Source organism: Nocardiopsis sp. iso_40 (assembly GCF_056173285.1).
Window position 1 is genome coordinate 3,304,033 of the sequence record NZ_CM149666.1, and the last position, 21,064, is coordinate 3,325,096.

At 73.1% G+C, this 21,064-nt stretch carries 14 protein-coding genes; 7 read left to right on the top strand and 7 right to left on the bottom strand.

The window, feature by feature from the left end:
- The first annotated feature begins 46 nt into the window (after positions 1 to 46).
- A complete protein-coding gene (locus AC0VYD_RS14520; protein WP_475476068.1) occupies positions 47 to 1,489 on the top strand; it encodes an NCS2 family permease in 1,443 nt (480 codons plus the stop codon).
- Positions 1,490 to 1,550: 61 nt separating this feature from the next.
- Here AC0VYD_RS14520 and AC0VYD_RS14525 read toward each other — a convergent pair whose 3' ends face one another.
- Positions 1,551 to 3,941, bottom strand: coding sequence for a glycoside hydrolase family 65 protein (locus AC0VYD_RS14525; RefSeq protein ID WP_475476069.1), 2,391 nt, complete (start codon positions 3,939 to 3,941; stop codon positions 1,551 to 1,553).
- Positions 3,942 to 4,129: 188 nt separating this feature from the next.
- Here AC0VYD_RS14525 and AC0VYD_RS14530 point away from each other — a divergent pair, with 188 nt between their 5' ends.
- The 5 genes from AC0VYD_RS14530 to AC0VYD_RS14550 all read left to right on the top strand — a co-directional run bounded on the left by AC0VYD_RS14530 (position 4,130) and on the right by AC0VYD_RS14550 (position 10,592).
- Entirely contained in the window at positions 4,130 to 5,140 is a 1,011-nt protein-coding gene (locus AC0VYD_RS14530) for a zinc-dependent alcohol dehydrogenase family protein (protein ID WP_475476070.1), read from the top strand.
- 151 nt (positions 5,141 to 5,291) lie between these two features.
- Positions 5,292 to 6,044, top strand: a complete 753-nt coding sequence (locus AC0VYD_RS14535; RefSeq protein WP_475476071.1) for an HAD family hydrolase — start codon at positions 5,292 to 5,294, stop codon at positions 6,042 to 6,044.
- Positions 6,045 to 6,227: 183 nt separating this feature from the next.
- Positions 6,228 to 6,743: a flavodoxin domain-containing protein gene (locus AC0VYD_RS14540; RefSeq protein WP_475476072.1), complete on the top strand. Its 516-nt coding sequence runs from the start codon at positions 6,228 to 6,230 to the stop codon at positions 6,741 to 6,743.
- 196 nt (positions 6,744 to 6,939) lie between these two features.
- A complete protein-coding gene (locus AC0VYD_RS14545; RefSeq protein WP_475476073.1) occupies positions 6,940 to 9,549 on the top strand; it encodes a molybdopterin-dependent oxidoreductase in 2,610 nt (869 codons plus the stop codon).
- Entirely contained in the window at positions 9,546 to 10,592 is a 1,047-nt protein-coding gene (locus AC0VYD_RS14550; RefSeq protein ID WP_475476074.1) for an FAD binding domain-containing protein, read from the top strand. Before AC0VYD_RS14545 ends, AC0VYD_RS14550 begins: the two co-directional genes overlap by 4 nt.
- 97 nt (positions 10,593 to 10,689) lie before the next feature.
- Here AC0VYD_RS14550 and AC0VYD_RS14555 read toward each other — a convergent pair whose 3' ends face one another.
- The 4 genes from AC0VYD_RS14555 to AC0VYD_RS14570 all read right to left on the bottom strand — a co-directional run bounded on the left by AC0VYD_RS14555 (position 10,690) and on the right by AC0VYD_RS14570 (position 16,102).
- Positions 10,690 to 12,909, bottom strand: a complete 2,220-nt coding sequence (locus tag AC0VYD_RS14555) for a molybdopterin-dependent oxidoreductase (RefSeq protein WP_475476075.1) — start codon at positions 12,907 to 12,909, stop codon at positions 10,690 to 10,692.
- A gap of 105 nt (positions 12,910 to 13,014) precedes the next feature.
- Positions 13,015 to 13,650: a maleylpyruvate isomerase family mycothiol-dependent enzyme gene (locus AC0VYD_RS14560; protein ID WP_475476076.1), complete on the bottom strand. Its 636-nt coding sequence runs from the start codon at positions 13,648 to 13,650 to the stop codon at positions 13,015 to 13,017.
- 212 nt (positions 13,651 to 13,862) lie between these two features.
- Complete coding sequence (locus AC0VYD_RS14565) at positions 13,863 to 14,813, bottom strand: D-alanine--D-alanine ligase family protein (protein WP_475476077.1); 951 nt, start codon at positions 14,811 to 14,813, stop codon at positions 13,863 to 13,865.
- A gap of 56 nt (positions 14,814 to 14,869) precedes the next feature.
- Positions 14,870 to 16,102, bottom strand: a complete 1,233-nt coding sequence (locus AC0VYD_RS14570; protein WP_475480269.1) for an aminotransferase-like domain-containing protein — start codon at positions 16,100 to 16,102, stop codon at positions 14,870 to 14,872.
- A 554-nt stretch (positions 16,103 to 16,656) separates the two neighbouring features.
- Here AC0VYD_RS14570 and AC0VYD_RS14575 point away from each other — a divergent pair.
- Positions 16,657 to 17,226 (top strand): hypothetical protein, encoded by a 570-nt coding sequence (locus AC0VYD_RS14575; RefSeq protein WP_475476078.1) that lies wholly within the window; start codon positions 16,657 to 16,659, stop codon positions 17,224 to 17,226.
- 291 nt (positions 17,227 to 17,517) lie between these two features.
- On the opposite strand, the gene AC0VYD_RS14580 is transcribed toward AC0VYD_RS14575, so the two are convergent.
- Positions 17,518 to 18,828, bottom strand: coding sequence for a GAF domain-containing protein (locus AC0VYD_RS14580; RefSeq protein ID WP_475476079.1), 1,311 nt, complete (start codon positions 18,826 to 18,828; stop codon positions 17,518 to 17,520).
- 375 nt (positions 18,829 to 19,203) lie between these two features.
- Positions 19,204 to 20,844 carry a PucR family transcriptional regulator gene (locus tag AC0VYD_RS14585; protein WP_475476080.1) on the bottom strand — a complete coding sequence of 547 codons (1,641 nt, stop codon included), beginning with the start codon at positions 20,842 to 20,844 and terminating at the stop codon, positions 19,204 to 19,206.
- Positions 20,845 to 21,064 lie beyond the last annotated feature (220 nt).

Sequence of the window (21,064 nt, forward strand, 5' to 3'; positions counted from 1 at the left end):
CACACACGGCTGTTAACGCTGTGCTCATATCCCTCCAGGAGGGGACGTGACCAAACTCAACGACACCGGTTCGCGGCCGCAACCGCGGGCCGGTACGGATCGATCCTGGCTCGACCGCTTCTTCTTCGTCACCGAGCGGGGCTCCACCTTCGGGCAGGAGGTCCGCGGCGGCCTGACCACGTTCATGGCGATGGCCTACATCATCGTCCTGAACCCGATCATCCTCAGCGGCGTGACCGACGTGAACGGTGACCAGCTCTCGGCCGGGCAGCTGACCACCATGACCGCCCTGGCCGCCGGGCTGGTCACCATCATGATGGGCGTGGTCGGCCGGGCGCCGATCGCCTGCGCGGCCGCCCTCGGCGTGATGGCCGTGGTGGCCTACCAGGCGGCGCCGGTGATGGCCTGGCCCGAGGTGATGGGCCTGGTCGTCTGGCAGGGCGTCGCCATCATCCTGATGGTGGTCACCGGGGTGCGCACCGCGGTGATGAACGCGCTCCCGCACAACCTCAAGCTGGCCATCGGGGTCGGCATCGGCCTGTTCGTGTCGCTGATCGGCCTGACCAACGCCGGCTTCGTCAGCGCGGGCGAGGGCGGCAGCCTGCTGCAGCTGGGCTCCGCGGGCGGCGGCGGACACCTGAACGGCTGGCCGATCCTGGTGTTCGTGGCCGGGCTCGTCCTGGCCAGTGTGCTGCTGGCGCGCAACGTGCCCGGCGCGATCTTCTACGGCATCGTCGGGGCGACCGTGTTCGCGGTGCTCGTGCACTTCGTGATGCGGCTGGACGCCGACGCCTGGGGCGGCGGCGTCCCCGAACTGCCCTCCAGCCCCGTGTCCACACCCGACTTCGGCCTGCTGTTCCAGGTGGACATGTTCGGCGCCTGGACCTCCGCCGGGCCCACCACCGCCGGGGTCATCCTGTTCACCCTGGTGCTGGCCGGGTTCTTCGACGCGCTGGGCACCATCCTGGCGATCGGCACCAAGGCGAACATCGCCGACGCGGACGGGCAGATGCCCCGGGTCAACCAGATCCTGGTCACCGACGGCGCCGGGGCGGTGACCGGCGGCCTGACCAGCTCCTCAGCGACGCTGGTGTTCGTGGAGTCCACCGCGGGGGTGAGCGAGGGGGCGCGGACCGGTCTGGCCAGCGTGGTCACCGGCCTGCTCTTCCTCAGCGCGGTCTTCTTCGCCCCGGTCTTCGGCATGGTGCCCGCCGAGGCGGCGTCCGTGGCGATGGTGCTGGTCGGCGCCATGATGATGATGCACGTGGGCCAGATCGCGTGGTCGGACGTCTCGGTGTCCATCCCCGCCTTCCTGACCATCGCGATGATGCCGTTCGCCTACGACATCGCCAGCGGCATCGGGATCGGGATCATCTCGCACACCCTGATCAAGTCCGCGCAGGGCAGGTTGCGCGAGGTCGGCTGGCTGATGTGGGTCCTGAGCGCGGTGTTCGCCTTCCACTTCGCGATGCACGCGCTCGGTTTGTAGCCGCAACCGCGGCCGGGGAGCCCGGACCACCGGAGAACGTGGTCCGGGCTCCCCGGCCCCGTCAGCGGCCACGGCAGCGCAGGACCCCGGAGGAACCAGGGGCGACCGCCGTCGCATCCCCCTCCACCCGGACCTCGACCGCGGGCCCCTCCCGGGGAGGAACGGTGACCCTCACCTGGTCACGGTGCACGTCCACGCACACCTCCCAGTTGTTTCGGTAACGCAGACGGCACGAGAGGCGGTCCAGTTCCGCGGGGAGGCGGGGACTCAGGTGCAGGGCTCCTCCACTCGTGGCCAGACCGGTGTAGCAGCGTGTGAGCAGGTCGACGGTGCCCGCCATGGCTCCGAGGTGGATGCCTTCGGAGGTCGTTCCGTCCTGGGCGTCATCCACGTCCGACCTCAGCGCCTCACGGAAGAACTCCCAGGACGCCTCCCGGCTGGTGCGGGCGAGCACCCAGGAGTGCACCACGGAGCTGAGGGTGGAACCGTGGGAGGTACGGGCGAGGTAGTAGTCCACCGTGCGCGGCAGGAGCTGGGGATCATGGGAGTAACCGAGGCGGTCCAGGATCGCGGTGACCTCGTCGGCCGGCAGGAGGAAGAGCAGCATGAGTACGTCCGCCTGTTTGGAGGCGCGGTAGCGGTTGCAGCTGTCACCCCTGGCCTCCAGGAAACGGTCCAGACGCCTGACACCGCGGTGCGCCTCCCAGTCGAGCTCAGCCAGTTCCTCGTAGCCGGCGAACTGGCTGATGACCCCGTCGTGGAAGGGGACGCGCATCCTACGGGTGAGGACCTCGAACCTCTCGACCTCGTCGGCCCCCAGGCCGAGGGTCTCCTGCAGCTCCCTGCGCCGTGGCCCCGGCAGCACGCTCAGGGTGTCCAGGGCGCGCAGCAGTACCCACACGGCCATGACGTTGGTGTAGGCGTTGTCGTCCAGACCCGGCCCCTGCCTGCCCGGATAGCCGTCGTGGTACTCGTCGGGGCCCATGACCCCGCGGATCACATACCGGGCGAGGTCCTTGTCGTAGACGGCCGTGTCCGCGAAGGCGCGGGCGATCTCCAGCAGCAGCTCCGCACCGAAACCGGACAGGAAATCCGTGTCGCCGGTGGCCTGGTAGTGCTGCCAGACGTTGTAGGCGATCGCGAGGCCGACGTGGCGCTGCAGGTAGGAGTGATCGGGCAGCCACCGCCCCGACCGGGGGTTGAGGTGGGTTCGCTGGCTCTCCTCGCGGCCGTCGCTGGCGCTCTGCCACGGGAACAGAGCGCCCCTGACCCCGGCGGCACGTGCCGTGGCACGTGCCCGCGGCAGCCTCCGCCACCGGTAGCGCAACAGCGACCGCGCGATCTCGGGGAAACGGAGGTTGAGGAACGGGAACACGAACACCTCGTCCCAGAAGACGTGGCCGCGGTAGGCCTCTCCGTGCAGCCCGCGCGCCGGCACGCCCACGTCGAGCTCGGCCGTGTGGGGTGAGAGCGTCTGCATCAGGTGAAAGATGTGAAGGTTGAGGACGCGCTGGTCTTCCTCGTCGCCGATGTCCAGCGAGCAGGACCGCCACAGGTGGCGCCAGGTTGTGGTGTGGCGGCGCAGCAGCGCGTCGAAGTCCCCCGTCTGTTCGAGGGCTTGGCGGGCCGCGTCGAGGCAGTCGCCGACAGCACGGTCACGGGAGGTGTACAGGGCCACCGTCTTCTCCACCGTGGTCTGTTCCCCAGCGGTCAGGTCCAGGGTCAGGTCGTCCGCGACCCAGCCTTCGCGCGAGGTCGTTTCGGAGCACGAGGGCCGGGCGCCCCGGACGACCCTTGTCCGGGAGGCGAGCACGATCTCGACCCCCGAGGCGAGGGTGCGGCAGCGCAGCCAGGCCGAGCCGACACCGTTCGACCCGGTGCCCAGGGGGCGTAGGTGCCGCCCTTCGAGAGCGCGGTAGCGCTCCACACCGGTGTTGGAGACCTCGCCGTCGAGGGCGGAGCGCAGGACGACCGTACCGCTCCAGCCCTCAGGCACCAGTGTCGTCTCCAGCGTCGCCAGGTGGGGCTCGGCCATCGAGACCAGCCTCCGCTGAACCACCCGTGTGGTCCTGTCTCCGTCCACGGTGTGGAAGGTCCGTGTCAGCACTCCGCGGCGCATGTCCAGCTCCGTGCGCTGGGGGAGGTGCGCAGCGGGACGGTCGAACCAGTCCCCGTCACCGGCGCGCCAGGTCAGCGGGAGCCAGTTGGGCGCGTTGACCAGGTCCTCGTTCTCCACCTGCTGCCCGTCCACGGTGGAGACGGCGCGATCGTACAGGCCCGCGACATAGGTCCCCGGGTAGTGGGTGCCGTCGGCCCGGGCCTCGGGAGGAGCGCCGCGCGTGGCGAAGTATCCGTTGCCCAGGGTGCACAGGGCCTCCCGCACGCCGGCCCCGGACGTGTCCGGCCCGTCGTAGGCCAGGATCCAGCGGCCCGTGCTGCCCGTTCCGACCATGGGAAGCCCCCTCCGATTTATCCGTGGACCCCCTTCCCCCGAACCTGCCCGGGTTCGCGTGCTCCGACACGGGAACGGACGGCTCCCGTGAAGGTGACGTCGGCGCCGACGGACCGTCCGGCCCCCGTTCCTGCCCGTGAGGGGCCCGGCCCCTGTTCTCCAGCGGTTCGATGTGCTGAACTACTCCTATGGCACCGAGGATGGACGCCTGGGCGGTAGCCCGGCCCGGGCCCGTCTCCACCGGACCCCTGCGCCGGGTGCGCCGACGGGTCCCCGAGCCGCGCGGGCGCGAACTGCTGATCGAGGTGACGGCTTGCGCCGTGTGCCGGACCGACCTGCACCTCGCCGAGGGCGACCTCGCCCCGCGTCGGCCGGGCACGGTGCCCGGGCACGAGGTGGTCGGCCGCGTCGACTCCAGCGGCCCGAACGCACGCCTGTACGGGCCGGGGGCCCGGGTGGGGGTGGCATGGCTCGCTTCGGTCTGCGGGGAGTGCCGTTACTGCCGACGGGGTGACGAGAACCTCTGCCCGGACTCGACGTACACCGGCTGGGACCGTGACGGCGGGTTCGCCCGGTACCTGACAGCCGACGAGCGTTTCGTGTACGCGCTCCCCGAGGGCATGCCGGACACGACCACCGCGCCCCTGTTGTGCGCGGGCATCATCGGATACCGCGCCCTCCGGCGGGCCCGGCTGCCCGACAGGGGGGTGCTCGGCCTCTACGGGTTCGGCGCCTCAGCTCATCTGACCGCCCAGACCGCCCTGGCCCTGGGCGCCACCGTGCACGTGATGACACGGTCACCGCAGGCGCGCGCGCTGGCCTTGAGACTGGGGTGCCACTCGGCCTCGGGGGCCTACGACCCTGCGCCGGAGCCGCTGGACTCCGCCATCCTGTTCGCGCCCGTGGGGACCCTGGTACCCACGGCCCTCACGGCCCTGGACCGAGGAGGAACGCTCGCGGTGGCGGGCATCCACCTGTCCGACATCCCCGTGCTCCACTACGGTCGCGACCTGTTCCAGGAGCGAACGCTGTGCAGCGTGACCGCCAACACCCGTGCGGACGGACGCGAGTTCTTGGACCTGGCGTCCCGGATCCCGCTCAGAGTGACCACGACCCCCTACCCCTTCGACGCCGCGGATCGGGCCCTGTCCGACCTGGAAGCCGACCGGGTGGACGGAGCTGCCGTCCTGCTTCCCTGACCCGGGTCCGGTGCCGGGCACACCGCGGCCCGCCACTGAGCCGCGCGGACCGGCCCCCGAACCCGAAACAGGGGGACGGCAGCAGCGATCCGACGGTCACGGCCGGGTCCGCAAGGGGTACGCGGCCCAGCCGCAGGAGGGAGCCGGGCCCATGGGCTCCGACAGGAGAGCGGACGTACCGCTCGACCGTGTGCGCGGCGCGGTCCTGGACACGGACGGTGTCATCACCGACACGGCCTCCGTCCACGCCCGGGCGTGGCGGCGGACCTTCGACGCCTTCCTCCTCGACCGTGCCGGGGGCGGCGACCACCGCCCCTTCGACCCGCACGACGACTACCTGCGCTACGTGGACGGCCGCTCGCGTGAGGACGGGGTGCGCGCCTTCCTCGCCTCCCGCGGCATCCGTCTGCCCGAGGCACCGGGCCCTGGCCGCTCCGCGGCTGTGACGGTGGCGGGGCTGGCAGACCTCAAGGACCACCACTTCCTGGACTTGATCGACAGCGGCGGTGTGCGGGCGTTCCCCGGAACCGTGGATTTCGTGCACGTGCTGAGGTCGGCCGGGGTGCCCGTGGCGGCGGCCTCCGCGAGCCGCAACTGTGCCAGGGTCCTGCGGGCCGCCGGGGTGGAGGACCTCTTCGAGACCCGCGTGGACGGCATCGACGCGGCCCGCCTCGGGCTCGCCGGCAAACCTGATCCGGCGCTGTTCCTGGAGGCGATCCGCCGATTGGGTACCGCCCCGGAGCGGGCCCTGGTCGCTGAGGACGCACTGGCCGGTGTCGAAGCCGGACGGCGCGGTGGCTTCGGCCTGGTGGTCGGGGTGGACCGCACCGGCGTCCGCGAGGAGATGCTGAGGCGGGGAGCGGATGTCGTGGTGCCTGACCTGGCTGCCCTCCTCACCGGGTAGGGGCTGCGCGAACACCGCCGTGGCCGGCCGCGATGACGTCCGCTCCCCCGCACGGACCGCCACCAGAGCTGCGCAGCAGGGCTCTGTGGGTACCTGCGGACCACCGGCTGCGGCCTACCCTCCCTTCACAGCGCGGACCGGAGCCGCCATCCTGGAAGGACGCCGAGGCCACGGAGGTGAGCCATGAAGGTGTTGGTCGGTTATGCGAGCGAGCACGGCTCCACGCGGGAGATCGCGGAGAGGATCGCCGCCCGGCTGCGCGAGCGGGGCCATACGGCGGACCCGAGGCCCCTGTCCAACGCTCCGGAGGCGACCGGGTACGGCGCCGCGGTGCTCGGAAGCGCCGTGCACAACGGCGGCTGGCTCCCGGGAGCAGCCGACTACGTCCGCGACCACTCCGAGCAGCTCGGCGGGGTTCCGGTCTGGCTGTTCAGCGTGGGCATGGCGCGGGCGGTCGGAGGCTGGTTCGAAAAGCACGCCCGGGAACCCCAGGAGCTCGCCGAACTGCGTGAGGCCGTCCGGCCCCGGGACCACCGCCTTCTGGCCGGGGTCCTGCTGCCGGAGCATCTGCCGTTGGTCGGCCGCACCGCCTACCGGCTCATGGCCGGGGACTACGGCGACTTCCGGGACTGGACGGAGATCGACGACTGGGCGGAGGCGATCGCCGCGGACCTGTCGTCCGGCGCCGCTCCGGAGTGACCTCTCACCCGAGCGGTGAAGACCACGGCACGGACGGGGAGACCGGCGACGCCCCCGCGCGAGAGCACCGCGGAGGAGGTGTGAGCGGGCGGTGGAGCAGCCCTGCGGCGGCCCGTCGCGAAAACCTTTGACAGCGGGCTTTCCCAGGCTCTAAGTTGACACTGACAACTTAACTCTCCGCCAAGGGAAGCCGCCCATGGGCATCCGCGTCAACGGCGCACCCTCATCCGCACCCGACGACCCCGGCCCCAGCGCCGCCGAACACCTCCGCGACCGGCTCGGTCTGACCGGCACCAAGATCGCCTGCGGCTCCGGCGTGTGCGGGGCCTGCACCATCCTGGTGGACGGCACACCCGCCGCCTCCTGCCTGTTGCCCGCCGGCCACCTGGCGGGGCGCGACGTCACCACGGTGGAGGGGCTGGACGGCCGCCACCCCGTCCAGCGCGCCTTCGCCGCCCACGACGGACTCCAGTGCGGCTACTGCACCCCGGGCTTCGTCCTGGAGGCCTCCGTGTTCGTGGACGCCTGGCGCGCCGAGCACGGCGACACCCGCCCCGACCGCGCAGCCGTCGCCGACGCCCTGGCCGGGCACCTGTGCCGCTGCGGCGCCTACGAGGGGATCTTCGCGGCCGTGGCCGCCGCCTGCGCCGGCGAGTTCGACACCGAACCCGACCAGGCCCCGCCGCGGGCCGACGCCCCGGCCAAGGTGACCGGACGCGCCCGGTTCACCGCCGACCTCGCCCCGCCCGGAACCTGGGAGGGGGTGATCGTGCGCTCCACCGTCCCGCACGCCCGCGTACTGAAGGTGAGCGCCGGTCCCGGACCCGACGGCACCCCGCCGCCCCTGGCCGACCTGCTCGGCGGGGACCGCCTCGTGCGCTACGTCGGCCAGCCGATCGCGGCGGTGGCCGCGCCCACCCGGGCGGCCGCGAAGGCGCTCGCGAAGGCGGTGCGGGTGGACCACGAACCCCTGCCCGCCGTGACCGGCCCCGACGCCGCACGGGACCCGGACGCGCCCGTGCTCTACCGCACGAAGCAGGAGCGCGCCGCAGCGCCCACCTACGGCGAGGCACCCACACCCTCGGCCCCCTGGAACGGCAACGTGCGCGGGCCCGGCGTCCTGAGCTGGCGCGGACCCACCGCCGTGGCCCGGCTGCGCGACGCCTCCCGCCGGGGGGACCCGCTCCTGGTCGCCGAGGAGTACACCACCGCCACCCAGGTGCACAGCCCGCTGGAACCGCACGTGAGCGTGGCCTCCTGGGCCGACGGCGACCTGTACCTGCACGTGTCCACCCAGTCGGTCAGCAAGATCGCGGACAGGGCCGCCAAGCGCTGGAACCTGCCCCGGGAGCGGGTGCACCTGGTGACCGAGTACGTCGGCGGCGGGTTCGGAGCCAAGAACTCGCTGTCCCCGGACGTGGTGGCCGCCGTGGAGCTGTCCAGGCTGAACGGTGTCCCGGTGCGGGTGTCCCTGGACCGCTCCGAGGAGCTGACCGACGCCGGCCACCGGCCCGGGACCCGCACCCGGGTGGCGCTGCTGGCCGGAGAGGACGGCGCCCTCCGCGCCATGAGCGTGGACTCCCACGGCGACGGCGGGGTGTCGGTGGGCTCCAACACCGCTGTCCTGGCCGCGCTGATGTACGGCCGCTCGCCCCGACGGGTCCGCGACTTCGACGTGGTGACCAACCGGCCGCCGGGCGAACCCATGCGCGGCCCCGGCGGGCCGCCGATGGCCTGGGCGCTGGAGCAGGCCGTGGACACCATGGCGCGGCGGCTGGGCGAGGACCCTTTGGCACTGCGCCGCCGCTGGGACGGCAACCCCAAACGGCGGGCCCTGTACGGGCGGGTCGCCGAACTGCCGCTGTGGCGGGACCGCCCGCGCGGGAAGCGCACCGGCAGGTTCCGGCGCGGGGTGGGGCTGGCGGCCGCGGGCTGGCCGTACCTGCTGGCGCCCCGGGCCCGGGTGGAACTGGTGGTGGAGGGAGGCGCCCTCGTGGTGCGCTCGGCCACCCAGGACATCGGCACCGGTATCCGGAGCGTGCTCGGCGACGTGGTCGCCGAGCGGCTCGGGACGGACGCGGCGAACCTGCGGGTGGAGATCGGACAGAGCTCCTCGGTGCACGGCACCGGTTCCTTCGGCAGCCGCACCACCACCTCCATGGGACCGGCCGCCGCCGACGCCGCCGACCGGCTGCGCGAGGCCCTGCGCGAACTCTCCCCCGACGTGCCCGCGAGCGGACCCGTCCCCGAACACGCCCTCAAGGAGGCGCTCGCCGCCGCCGAAGGGGTGAGCGTGGTCGGTGAGCGCGGCCTGGACCGCTGGGGACAGCTCACCCCGGACATGGAGGACCTGGCCGTGGGGCGCGGTATGAGCGGCGCCGTACACGTGATGGAGGTGGAGGTGGACACCCTGCTCGGGCGGGTACGGCCCACCCGCTGCTGGGCGGGGATCGCCGCCGGGCGCATCTACTCCGAGCGGCTGGCCCGCAACCAGTGCGAGGGCGCGGTGGTCCAGGGCGTGGGGTACGCGCTCTTCGAGGAGCGGCGCGACGACCCCGCCTCGGGTGTGGTGCTCTCCGACAACCTGGAGGACTACCGCATCCCGGGGATGGGCGACGTGCCCGAGACCGAGGTGTACTTCCACCAGGAGGGGTTCGAGCACGTGGTCGGCGGCGGGATCGGCCTGGGCGAGGTCTCGGTGGTGGGTGTGGCGGCGGCCCTGGGCAACGCCGTGTACGACGCCACCGGGCACCGGCAACACGACCTTCCCCTGCGTCCGGACCGACTGATCGGAGACCAGCGTTGACCACCGCACGACAGCCCGAGTCGACCACCAGCCGCCCCACGAGCGTGGCCGAGGCCTCCCGGGAACTGGCCGGGGGCGGTGCGCGCCCGCGTGCCGGGGGCACCGACCTGGCCGCCTGCCTGGAGGTCGGCGCCATCGCTCCCGCCCCCCTGGTGGACCTGTTGGACGTGCCCGGTCTGCGCGGTTGCCACTGGGCCGGGGACGGAGCGGTACGGATCGGCGCGATGACCACCGTCGCCGAGCTGGGCACCGACCCCCGCCTGGCCGGGCTCCACCCGGGGCTGGCCGCCGCGGCCCGGGCCCTGGCCACCCCGCAGATCCGGGGAACGGCCACCGTGGGCGGCAACCTGCTCCAGCGCAACCGCTGTTCCTACCTGCGCAACCCGGCCTTCGACTGCTTCCAGACCGGGGGCGGGACGTGCCCGGCGCGTTCGGGCGACCACCTGCGCGGTGTGGTGGTGGACCAGGGGCCGTGCGTGGCCCCGCACCCCTCGTCGCTGGCGGTGGCGCTGCTGGCCTACGACGCGACCGTGCACGTGGCACGGGGGCGCGGGTCCGGCGCGGACGCGGACGCCCGGGCCCCGGAAACGGCGGAACTGGGTGTGGCGGAACTGTACGACGGCACCGACCCCACCGGTGACCACGTCCTGGCCCCCGGCGACCTGCTGACCGCGGTGGCGCTGCCAGCCCCGGTACCGGGTGAGCGCGCCGCCCACCTGCGGGCCGCGGGGCGGTCCCGGGCCGAATGGCCCCTGGTGGAGGCGGTGGTCCGGATGGAGTGCGCCGACGGCGGCACCGGTCCGGCGGTCCGCGCGGCGGTGGCGGTGGGCGGGGTGGCCCGTACCCCGCTGCGCCTTCCCGGGGTGGAGGCGGCACTGGTCGGCGCGGTCCCGGGCCAGGAAGCCGGTGCGGCGGTCGTCGGGGCCCTGGAGGGGCTCGCCGAACTCTGTTCCCCGCTGCCCGCCACCGGGTACAAGGTCCCCTTGCTCCAGTCGACCGTCCGGGGTGTAATCGAACAGGCCCTGGCGGCTCCGAACCGGTGACACGGGCTCGGAGCGCGGCCCCGGGGCTCCGGGCCGGGTGGGCCGCCGTGGCGTGGCGGCCCGCCCGGCCGGTGACCGGCCCCGGGGGCCGGCCGGGTCACTCGTGCGCGAGCACCGAGACGGGGATCCCGTTCAGGACGGCGTTGCCGGAGAGCGGGTCCACCACCGAGGGGTCGGTCACGGCGTTGACGTTCACGCCCGGGTTCTGCGCGGCGACCGAGAGCCGGGTGCCCCGCACGCCGTGCCCCCAACCGTGCGGCAGGCTCACCACCCCCGGAGCGACGGTGTCGGTGCACTCCACCGGGGCCTGCACCGCGCCCGCGCCACTGCGTACCGTGGCCGTTCCACCGTCCGACAGGCCCAGGCGGGCGGCGTCCTCGGGGTGCACGTGCAGGGTGCAGGTGTTGCTGCCACCGTTCAACCGGGGCACGTTGTGTCCCCAGCTGTTGTTGGAGCGCAGGTGCCGTCGGCCCACCAGCACCAGGGACTCGCGGCGCTCGGCCAGTCCGTCCCGCAACCGGGCGACGTCCTCGGCGATCGGCGGCGGGCAGGCCTCGATGCGGCCGGAGGCGGTGGCCAGGATCCCGGGCACCCGGGGGCGCAGCTCCCCGAGGTCGATGCCGTGCGGCGCGTCCAGCACCGAACGCAGGGTGAGGCCCTCCGGGCGGGCGCCGAAGGCGTCGCCGTAGGCGCCCAGGCGCAGGAACAGGTCGACACGGCGCTCGGCCCAGCTCCCCCGGGGCAGGCGGGCGGCCAGATCGGCCGGGTCTCGTCCGTGCACGGGGGACTCCGGGTCGGCCACGGCACGGGCCAGCAGCCGCGCGATCTCGGCCTCGTCCACGGTGTCGGGGTCGGCGTCGGGGCCCTGACCGGCGGCGATCTGCACGAGTCGGCGCAGGATCTCGCCCTCGTCGGCTTCTCCTTCGCCCAGCGGCAGGGCCGGGGGCGAGTAGCGGACGTTGTTGCGCACCGAGAGTTCGTTGAAGGCGAGGTCGAAGTGGCTGGAACGGCTGGGCGGGGCGGGCGGGAGGATGACGTGCGCGTGCCGGGTGGTCTCGTTGAGGTAGGGGTCCACGCTCACCATGAACTCCAGGTCCGGCAGCGCGGTGCCGAGGCGCTCCCCGCCAGGGGTGGACAGTACCGGGTTCCCGGCGACGGTGACCAGGGCCCGGACCTGCCCGGGGCCTGGGGTGGCGATCTCGTCCACCAGGGTCACGGCGGGGAACTCGCCCTTGGCCTCGGGCAGGCCCCGGACGCGGCTGCGCCAGCGTCCGACCCGGAAGGGCCGGGTGCGGCCGGAAACGGGGCCGCGGTGCGCCGGCTGGGGGAACATCGCACCGCCGGGCCGGTCCAGGTTCCCGGTGAGCAGGTTGAGCACGTCCACCAGCCAACTGGTCAGCGTGCCGTACTGGGCGGCGGTCGTACCCAGGCGCCCGTAGACCGCGGCGCTCGGCGCGGCCGCCAGGTCGCGTGCCAGGCCGCGGATCTGCTCGGCTCCGATCCCGCACACGGGGGCGACCGCCTCGGGGGTGAACGCCTCGGCCAGGGCGCGGAGCTCGTCCAGGCCGTCGGTGTGTTCGGCGAGGCCGGCGGGGTCGGCGAGGTTCTCGGCCACCAGGGTGTGCACCATGGCGAAGAGCAGGTAGGCGTCGCTGCCCGGGCGGACGGGGACGTGCTCGTCGGCGAGGCCGGCGGTGCGGGTGCGGCGTGGGTCGACCACGACCAGACGGCCTCCCCTGGCGCGCAGCGCCTTGAGCCTGCCGGGGAAGTCGGGGGCGGTGCACAGGCTGCCGTTGGACTCCAGCGGGTTGGCGCCGAGCATCAGCAGGTGGTCGGTGCGGTCCAGGTCCGGGACGGGGATGGCGTACGGGTCGCCGAACATCAGCCCGCAGGAGACGTGCTTGGGCATCTGGTCGACCGTGCTGGCGCTGTAGACGTTGGTGCTGGCGATGGTGCGCGCGAGCAGGCTCGAGTAGAGCTGTCCGGCCAGCGTGTGCACGTTCGGGTTGCCCAGGTAGCTGGCCACGGCCTGGCGGCCGTGCCGTTCGATCACGCCGGTGAGTCCGGCGTCGACGGCGGCGAAGGCCTCGGGCCAGTCGACCTCGCGCCAGTGCTCCCCGTCGCGGATCATGGGCCGCCGCAACCGGTCGGGGTCGTTGTCCAGGGCGGGGAGGGTGGCGCCCTTGGGACAGACGAACCCGGCACTGAACACGTCCTGGCGGTCGCCGCGTGCGCCGGTGAGCCGCCCCGCGTCGATGGTCAGGGTCAGGCCGCAGGTGGCCTCGCACAGCGGACAGATCCGCAGGGCCGTTTCCATGGGGGACTCCCTTTCGCATACCGAACAGTCGGTTTGTAGGGGACCCTACTCGTCGCGTTCTTGTCCGTACAGGCCGGGGCCCCGTGCAACCCGGGCCGGGTCGGCTCAGCCGTCCGCACGTGCGCGCAGGATCTCCACCCCGTCGCCGGTGAGCTCGTCCAGGTGTGCGGAGCGACCGGTCATCGCCATGACCAGAGCGAGCGTGCCCCCGCGGACGAGCGGCCCGGTGCCGGAGGCGAACGGGCCGTCGGTGGCCCGCAGCGCCAGTCCCCGGATCCGGCTCCTGGCGACGACGACCTGGTCCGAGCCCTGGTAGTAGTCGGCCACCCGGGTCAGCACGGCGATCGGAGCGGCGCCCGCGATGCCCAGGGGCCGCCTGATGTCCTCTCCGTGCACGATCGCCTCCCCCAGGATGGCGGGCTTGGGCAGGGGCGGTGACGTCGTGCTCCCCGTGACCCCCCGGAAGCGTGCGAGGGTCTCGGCGCCGGAGTCCCCCATCTGCTCGGCCAGGCGCATCGCGACCTGGGCGTCGAAGTCGAACCGGCAGCGGACGACCCCCGCCAGCCACCGAAGACCGTTGAGGGTCGCCGCCGAGGTCAGGTGCGCGAGTACCTCGCGCACGGTCAGCCCCTCACACAACGAGGGCGTCGCCCACTGTTCCTCGGTCAGGCCGGACAGGTCCTCGGCCAACGCCTCGCGCTCCCGGTGGATCAGCGGCCACAGGTCCGCGCACCTGCTCATCGGCGGGCTCTCCGGCACGGGCGGGGGGCTGGTGACGTCATGAGCGCTCCTCGGGACAGGCTTCCACCCCGCCCCCGGTCGGGGCGGACACCGGGATCATCCCCCGGGCCTACGACATTCCCGCGTCCACGGCCCGCGGCCGGCCCCGACCGGCGTGTCCGTGGACGGCGGGGCGGGACGGCCGCGCCTCGCTCCGCGTCCGGGAACGGTACCTAACCGCGCAGGTAGGCCTGGTGGGCGAGTTCGCGGCACACGAGGGCGAAGTCCAGCCCCGCGGCGGCGGCCGCCATCGGGAACGTGGAGGTCTCGGTCAGGCCGGGGGCGACGTTGGTCTCCAGGAAGATCGGCTCGCCTCCGGCGTCCACGATGAGGTCGGTCCGGGAGAAGTCGCGCAGCCCCAGGGTGCGGTGGGCGGTCAGGGCCACCTCGGTGGCGGCGGCCAGGACCGGCTCCTCCAGCCGGGCCGGGCAGAAGAACTCGGTGCGGCCCGCGGTGTAGCGGGCGGCGTAGTCGTAGACGCCGCCGTCCGGGACGATCTCCACCGGAGGCAGCGCCACGGGGCCCTCCCCGGTGTCGAGGACGCCGACGGCCAGTTCGGTGCCCTGGACCTGCTCCTCCACGAGGGCGGAGTCGCTGTAGGCGAAACAGGAGACCAGCGCCGCCGACAGGTCGCTGACCGAGGCCACCGGGGTGGCGCCGAAGGCGGAGCCGCCGCGGTCGGGCTTGACGAACAGCGGCAGACCGATCCGGTCGGCGATGCGGCCCAGCAGAGCAGGAGCGCCCAGGTCGTGGAAGGCCGACTTGGGCAGGGTGGCGCCGCGCGGCACGCGCACGCCCTTCTCGGCGAGCAGGGCCTTGGCCGCGGGCTTGGTGTAGGCCAGGCGGCAGGAGTCGGGGCGGGCGCCCACGTAGGGCGCACCGACCAGTTCCAGAACCTCGCGGATCGCACCGTCCTCCCCGGCGGCCCCGTGCAGGACGGGGAAGACCACCTGGGGCGGGTCGGCGGCGAGCCGGTCCAACAGACCGGAGCCGACGTCGGCGACCTGCACCTCGACGTCGAGTCGGCGCAGGGCCTCGGCGACGCTGCGGCCGGAGTGGACACTCACCTCGTGTTCGGGGGACAGGCCTCCGGCGAGGACGAGAACCCGGTCAAGGTCAGCCACGGCGCGGACCTCCTTCTGTGCTGCTGTCATGGTGCTCTTGCCCTTACGCGGGAATGTCAGGGCAGGTCAGGGGTGGGTGCCTGGCTGCCTTCGGTGGTCGGGGTGATCGCGGGGCCGAACGTGTCGCGCAGGTCGATCTCGCCCTCGATCGCGGTGACGAGGCGGCGCACGCCCTCACGGATCTGCTCGGGGGTGGGGTAGCAGAAGCTCAGGCGCATACTGTCACGGCCGCGGTCGTCGGCGTAGAAGCCGGTGCCGGGCACGTAGGCCACGCGCTCGTTGACGGCGCGCGGCAGCATCGCCTTGGTGTCGATGCCCTCGGGCAGGGTGGCCCAGACGAAGAACCCGCCCTCGGGTTTGGTCCAGGTACACCCGGAGGGCATCATCGCCTCCAGGGAGCCGAGCATCGCGTCGCGGCGCTCACTGTACATGGAGTTGAAGGCCTTGATCTGTTCCTTCCAGGGGAAGGTTTTCAGGTAGCGGCGGACCACGAGCTGGTTGAACGTGGAGTGGCTGAGCATCGCGGACTCCGCGGCCAGGACCAGTTTGGCGCGCACGGCCGAGGGGGCCAGGGCCCAGCCGATGCGCAGGCCCGGGGAGAGGGTCTTGGAGAACGAGCCGAGGTAGATGACGTTCCCGTTGCCCTGGGAGTACAGGGTGGGCTCGGGTTCGCCGTCGTAGCGGAGCAGACCGTAGGGGTTGTCCTCGATGACGAGCACGTCGTGGCGCTCGCAGGCCTCCATGACCCGGGCGCGGCGCTCGGCGCTCATCGTGATGCCCGCGGGGTTCTGGAAGTTGGGGACCGTGTAGAAGAACTTGGCCGGCCTCCCGTCCAGTTCGGCGCGGACGAGCGCCTCCTCCAGCTCCTCGGGGATGACGCCCTGCTCGTCCAGGCCCACGTGGCGGATGTCGGCCTGGAAGGCGGCGAAGGTGTTGATGGCTGTGACGTAGGTGGGGGCCTCGGTGAGGACGACGTCGCCGGGGTCGACGAAGACCCGGGTGAGCAGGTCCAGTGCCTGCTGGGAGCCGACCGTGACGATGACGTCGTCGGGGCTGGCCCGGACGCCTTCGAGCGTCATGTAGTCGCAGATCTGCTCGCGCAGGACGGGGTCCCCCTGGGCCGACCCGTACTGCAGGGCCGTCGCGCCCTCCTCGGAGACGACGTCCTTGACCAGGTCGCCGAGCTGTTCGAGGGGCAGTGCCGCGACGTTGGGCATACCGCCCGCGAGGGAGACGATCTCCGGTCGGGACGCGACGGCGAAGAGTGCCCTGACCTCCGATGCGACCATGCCCTGTGCTCGGAGTGCGTAACGGCTGACGTGCGGGTCGATACGCGAACCCTGCTGGCTGGGCTGCTGCTCTCGGTGGTCAGCGGACACGATCCACCTCCGAAGGAAGGACGGTCTGTGGGGCCGTCGGTACGGGACGACCCGGGGATCGTCGTTGGTCCCTGGTTCGACGCCTCGTCGGGCCCCCTGGTTCACCGGATGCTCCCGTTGACGGCTGGGCCCCGGGTGCTCTCCGGTGGGGTGTTCGACTTGTGCGAACCGTGTTCGAACACGGTTCGGTAAATGTCCCGAGTGTAGCCCAGCGGCGGTGCGGGCGCGTTCGGCCGGGGCTTAGCGCCCGCTGGTCGAACGCCCCGTGACCGCGGGGCCACCGGGTGTTCCACCGGGCAAGGTACCCGGATGAGTGGTGCGACTCACAGGAGGATGACCAGAACATTGAGCACTTTTCACACTTTCACACCGAGTCGGACATAGGCCGATTGGAGCCCATCAGCGACATTGGTTCGGTGGACCGCGTTCCCGGACAGGGAACGCAACCGACCCGGGGGGAAGCCATGGGAGTCCGCTCGACCGCCGCCACCGCCTCGATGGCACTGCTGCTGTGCGCGACGCTCACCTCGTGCTCGGCCGAGGAGGAACCGGAGCAGGAGGCCGACACCGCACTGCTGGAGCTGGAGCAGGCCGCCGACGCCCTGTCCGTGACGGTCCTGCGCCCCGGGGCCGAGCGCGCCTTCGCCCGCAAGGGCCACCCCGTGGACGGCTCGCTCAGCTGCACCACCGCGCCCGCTGACGCCCCCTCCCCGGATCCGTCCGAGGGCGGCGGCGGGGGGTCGGTCACCGCGGACGGGGCACAGGGCACCGCACCGGACCAGGGCACGGACGAGGGCACGCCCCGGGTGCGGGGCGGTCGCCTGGAGGTGTTCTGCACCGGGCAGAGCCGCGACGGTGAACAGGTCAGCTTCGAGGGCCGCCTGCGGCGCGGGGCCCTGGCCGAACGCGAGGAGGGCGACGACAGCCTGCGTGGTGACTTCACCGGCCGCGTCGACGGAGAGGAGGTCTTCGCCATGGACTGCTTCCAGTGCTCACCTGCGCCCTCGCAGGCCTCGGAGGGCGACGGGGGCTGAGCCCCGACCGGAGCAACGGTACGGCCCGGAGGCGCCGGTGCCCCCTGGCCGTACCGTCGTGTGCGCGGGGCCCCGGAGGTTCCCCCGACCCTTCCGGGGCTCCAGCCCGTCGCGCGTCCGCGTTACGCCCCCGTTGCCCCCCTCAAGGCACGAAGGACGCGGAGCACCCCGCACCGGTGAACAGCCGCCGTGCCCTCTCTTGCCCGGAGGCCGCCCACCGATGGGCGGGCCGCGCACCACCAGTTGATCCCATCCGGACCAGAGCGGCAACGGTTGCAACAGGTTGCGGAGTCATCGCCCAGAGCAATCAAACAGGTCCTCGGGACGGGTGCGGTCCCGCAGCGCCCGCACCCCCGGCGCCAGCGAACCGGGCAGCAGGTCCAGTGGCGAATCCGGGCCCAGGACGCGAACGCGCACCTCGTCGGAGAACCGGTAGGGACGGCTCTCGATCACCCCGCCCAGGTTGCGCCGGACCCGGGAGAGCTCGGCCCGTACCGTCACCACGTGTTTGTCGGAGCCGAACACGTCCCGGGACAGCTGGACCGCGGAGCGCCCCTCCCGGTGCACCGCCAGCAGCAGGAGCAACTCGGTGTGGCGCGGGGACAGTCGCTGGGCCCACTCACCGCTGTCCCCGGCCACCGACACCGAGGGGGCGCCGGGCCTGGTCAGGTCCAGGGTGACGGTGGAGGGGGCGGCTCCCTCCTCCGGCCGGGGACGGACCAGCCATCCGCCCGGCAGTGGTTCCAGGGCGCACTCCCCCAGACCGGGGAGCCAGGCGGTGCCGCTCTCACAGTGTTTGGGCAGGAGCACCCGCCGGACCGGTTCCATGTGGACCGCGGCCGCGGTCCACCCCGTGTCGTCCACGACCAGGGCGGGACAGCTGAGGCCCGCCAGCAGCGGTGCGGCCACCGAGCGCAGCCGCTCCAGGTGGGTGTGGTGGATGCCCTGCAGGTGCGCCTCCGCCAGTTGGGCGACCGCGTTGACCAGGGCCAGGGTGGCGGGATGGATGGTGGAGACCGGCCCGGTGACGTCGATGGCTCCGAGCAGGCGCCCGTCACGGGGATCGTGCACGGGGGCGCAGGCGCAGGTGAGGGGGTGCAGGCTACGGACGTAGTGTTCTGCCGAGTAGACCTGGACCGGCCGTCCCACCACGAGCGCGGTCCCGATGGCGTTGGTACCGGTACTGCCCTCGTTCCAGTAGGCGCCCTCGACCAGGCCGACCCGGTCCCCGACCGCACGCATCCGGTGGGAGCCCTCCCGCCACAGCACCCGGCCAGCGGCGTCCGTGACCAGCATGATGTGTTCGGCCTCGTCGGCCACCGAGACCAGGGAGCGGCGGATCAGCGGGAGGACCTCCGCGATCGGCGAGGCGTCCCGGTGGCGCTGGAGCTCGTCCAACCGGGCCATCCTCGGCGGTGGCGCACTGTCCGGGTCGATGCCGAAGCGGCGCATCCTCCCCCAGGAGTCCTCGATCACCGGGCGCAGCGGAGCGGGTGTCGGCCGTCCCGTGAGCAGCGCGTCATGGACACGGCGGAGCAGGACGGCGTGTTCGCGTGCGTCCGCCCCGGAGGGCAGGGCCGTATCCAACAGGGGAAACGTCATCTGGTGTTCGGGGCGGACGCCCCCGTCGTCGAACGGGGGAAACCCCTACCTCCTTCTGTGTGGTGTAGGTGTCACCGTCGGCTCTCGGGAACGGGCGGAAGCACCCGCAGCCGGGTGCCCCGGACGGGCCCGCGGGCACCGGTGGTGCTGGGACCGGAACCGCCCCCTCGGGACCGGGACCCCCTCATACGGCCCCGGCTCCCGGTTCCGCCCGGCATCCACAAGTTTCCTGCTTCGGCTTCGGCAGGGCCAACAGAACCGGGATACTCGCTCGTTTCGGAAGGCGTTTCGGACAAACTCTTCTGTTTTCTGTGGGGGTTAACGCCCGGGGAGTCCTTTTGGTCGGCCCCCACCGCCGCGCACGGGTCCGAGCGCTCACCCCGTTCCGGGGGCGCCCGGACCCTCCTGTACGTACCGGGTGAGGGCGAACCAGAGCCTCATGCGCTGCTCGGCGTCGGCCAGGTCCGCCCCCAGTTCCCGTTCGATCCGGCCGATCCGGTAGCGGACGCTGTTGCGGTGGACGCCGAGGTCGGCGGCGGCGCGGTCCCAGTTGCCGTGGCGGGCGAGCCAGGCGTGCAGGGTCGCGCGCAGGGTGCGGGCCGTCCTGGTCTCCCCGGCCAGCGGGCCCAGGAGGTCGCGGCTGAGACCGTGCGCCTCGACGGGGTCCACCAGCGCCTCGAACGGGTCGGTGTCCCGTGCCCAGAGCATCGGTGCCCCCACCGCACGGGCGCGGGCCAGCAGGGAGGCCGCCTTCCGGTCGGCCCCGGGCAGCTCCTGCGGCGCGACCGCCGGACCGAGTACGGCGACCCATCCGTGTGCCCGGAGCAGGTCCAGGTGTTCGCGGTGGGCCGTCTCCCCCCGGTCGGTGAGCACGGCCCGCACGAGGGGTCCGTCCCCGGGTCCCGCACCGTTCCCGGGGCGGTCGACCAGCCGTGTGCCCAGGGGGAGGTCGCCCGGGGCGGTGCCCTGCCCCCGGGCCAGGGGCAGGGCCCGCAGCACCCGGTAGGCGCCGGGTTCGCCGCCCCGGCCGTGTACGTGCGCGTCCCCCCGGTACGCGGCCCCGGTTCCACCCGGGTCCTTCCCACGCGCCTGGGCGGCGCGTGTGTCCGCGAGCGGGGCGAGCAGGGGCGCGGTCTCCCCGTCCGGGCCGCCGTCCAGCAGGAGCCGGGTCAGCAGCCGGCCGGGCACGGGCGGTTCCTCGTCGACCGTGCGGGAGAGCAGGTCGAGGAGGGCGGTGGCGGTGCGCAGGACGGCACGGTCGGCGATGCCCAGCGGTTCGGGACGGCCCACCAGGACCACGCCCCGTTCCTCCGGCGGCACACCGACCGTGTGCAGGAAGACCTCGTCGCCGCCGCTGGGGGCCTTCGCGCTGCGCGGGCCCGAGGGTGCGGCGAGTTTGGCGACCAGGGGGCGCAGGCCGGGGTCGGTCTCGGGGGGCGCGCCGGGGGTCCGGTGCGCGGGTACCGAGGGGTCCGAGGGTTCGAGGGCGGCCCAGCCGCCGAGGGACTGGGCCAGCACCGTCAGCACCCGTTCCACGGGGTCGGCCGCGGTGACCGCGCGGGCCAGCGCCTGGTGGGACTCGCCCAGTCGGCGCACGTCCCGCAGGTGGCGTTCCTCCAGTTCCTCGCCGACCGCGCGGCTGACCGCGGCGAAGGGCGTGGACTGGGGCACCTCCAACAGGGACAGGCCCTGGGCGCGGCACTGTCCGACGAGCCGTTCCGGAACGACCGCGTGTACCGGGGCGAGGCCGAAACCGACGGCGCCGACCCCGGCCCTGACCAGGGACCGCACGTAGTCGCGGACCCCCTCGGAGGTGACGGGCAGGTTGACGCCGGCGGTGAGCAGGAGCTCCCCGCCGCGCAGGTAGGCGGCCGGTTCCACCAGCTCGCTGGCCACGGCCCAGGTGATCGCGGGGTCCGACGCCTCGACCACGACGGTCAGGGCGAGGTCGCGGCGCCCCACGATCTCGCTCAGGGGCACGTCGTGGCTGTCCGTCCCGCCCGTGCCCTCACCCATGCGTCTCCCGTGCCCTCTCCGCGGCGGCCCGCTCACCGCCTTCCTTGGATAGTTCGTCCAAGTTCCGGTAAACAATGGTGCGTTTCGACCACTGGAGCAGAGCCTACCGGCTGCCTACGCTGACGGGAGCACTGTGACCTGCGCCAACGTTGCCGCAGGTCGGGCCAGCCGTTCCCCTCCGGGGGAACACCGCGGCCCACGAGCACCTCCCACGAGAGCT

What these genes read in the sequence shown, in the direction of transcription:
- AC0VYD_RS14525 (WP_475476069.1), bottom strand. Translation starts at nt 3,941, where the DNA reads ATGGTCGGAACGGGCAGCACGGGCCGCTGGATCCTGGCCTACGACGGG.
- AC0VYD_RS14530 (WP_475476070.1), top strand. Translation starts at nt 4,130, where the DNA reads ATGGCACCGAGGATGGACGCCTGGGCGGTAGCCCGGCCCGGGCCCGTC.
- AC0VYD_RS14535 (WP_475476071.1), top strand. Translation starts at nt 5,292, where the DNA reads ATGGGCTCCGACAGGAGAGCGGACGTACCGCTCGACCGTGTGCGCGGC.
- AC0VYD_RS14540 (WP_475476072.1), top strand. Translation starts at nt 6,228, where the DNA reads ATGAAGGTGTTGGTCGGTTATGCGAGCGAGCACGGCTCCACGCGGGAG.
- AC0VYD_RS14545 (WP_475476073.1), top strand. Translation starts at nt 6,940, where the DNA reads ATGGGCATCCGCGTCAACGGCGCACCCTCATCCGCACCCGACGACCCC.
- AC0VYD_RS14555 (WP_475476075.1), bottom strand. Translation starts at nt 12,909, where the DNA reads ATGGAAACGGCCCTGCGGATCTGTCCGCTGTGCGAGGCCACCTGCGGC.
- AC0VYD_RS14560 (WP_475476076.1), bottom strand. Translation starts at nt 13,650, where the DNA reads ATGAGCAGGTGCGCGGACCTGTGGCCGCTGATCCACCGGGAGCGCGAG.
- AC0VYD_RS14570 (WP_475480269.1), bottom strand. Translation starts at nt 16,102, where the DNA reads ATGGTCGCATCGGAGGTCAGGGCACTCTTCGCCGTCGCGTCCCGACCG.
- AC0VYD_RS14575 (WP_475476078.1), top strand. Translation starts at nt 16,657, where the DNA reads ATGGGAGTCCGCTCGACCGCCGCCACCGCCTCGATGGCACTGCTGCTG.
- AC0VYD_RS14580 (WP_475476079.1), bottom strand. Translation starts at nt 18,828, where the DNA reads ATGACGTTTCCCCTGTTGGATACGGCCCTGCCCTCCGGGGCGGACGCA.
- AC0VYD_RS14585 (WP_475476080.1), bottom strand. Translation starts at nt 20,844, where the DNA reads ATGGGTGAGGGCACGGGCGGGACGGACAGCCACGACGTGCCCCTGAGC.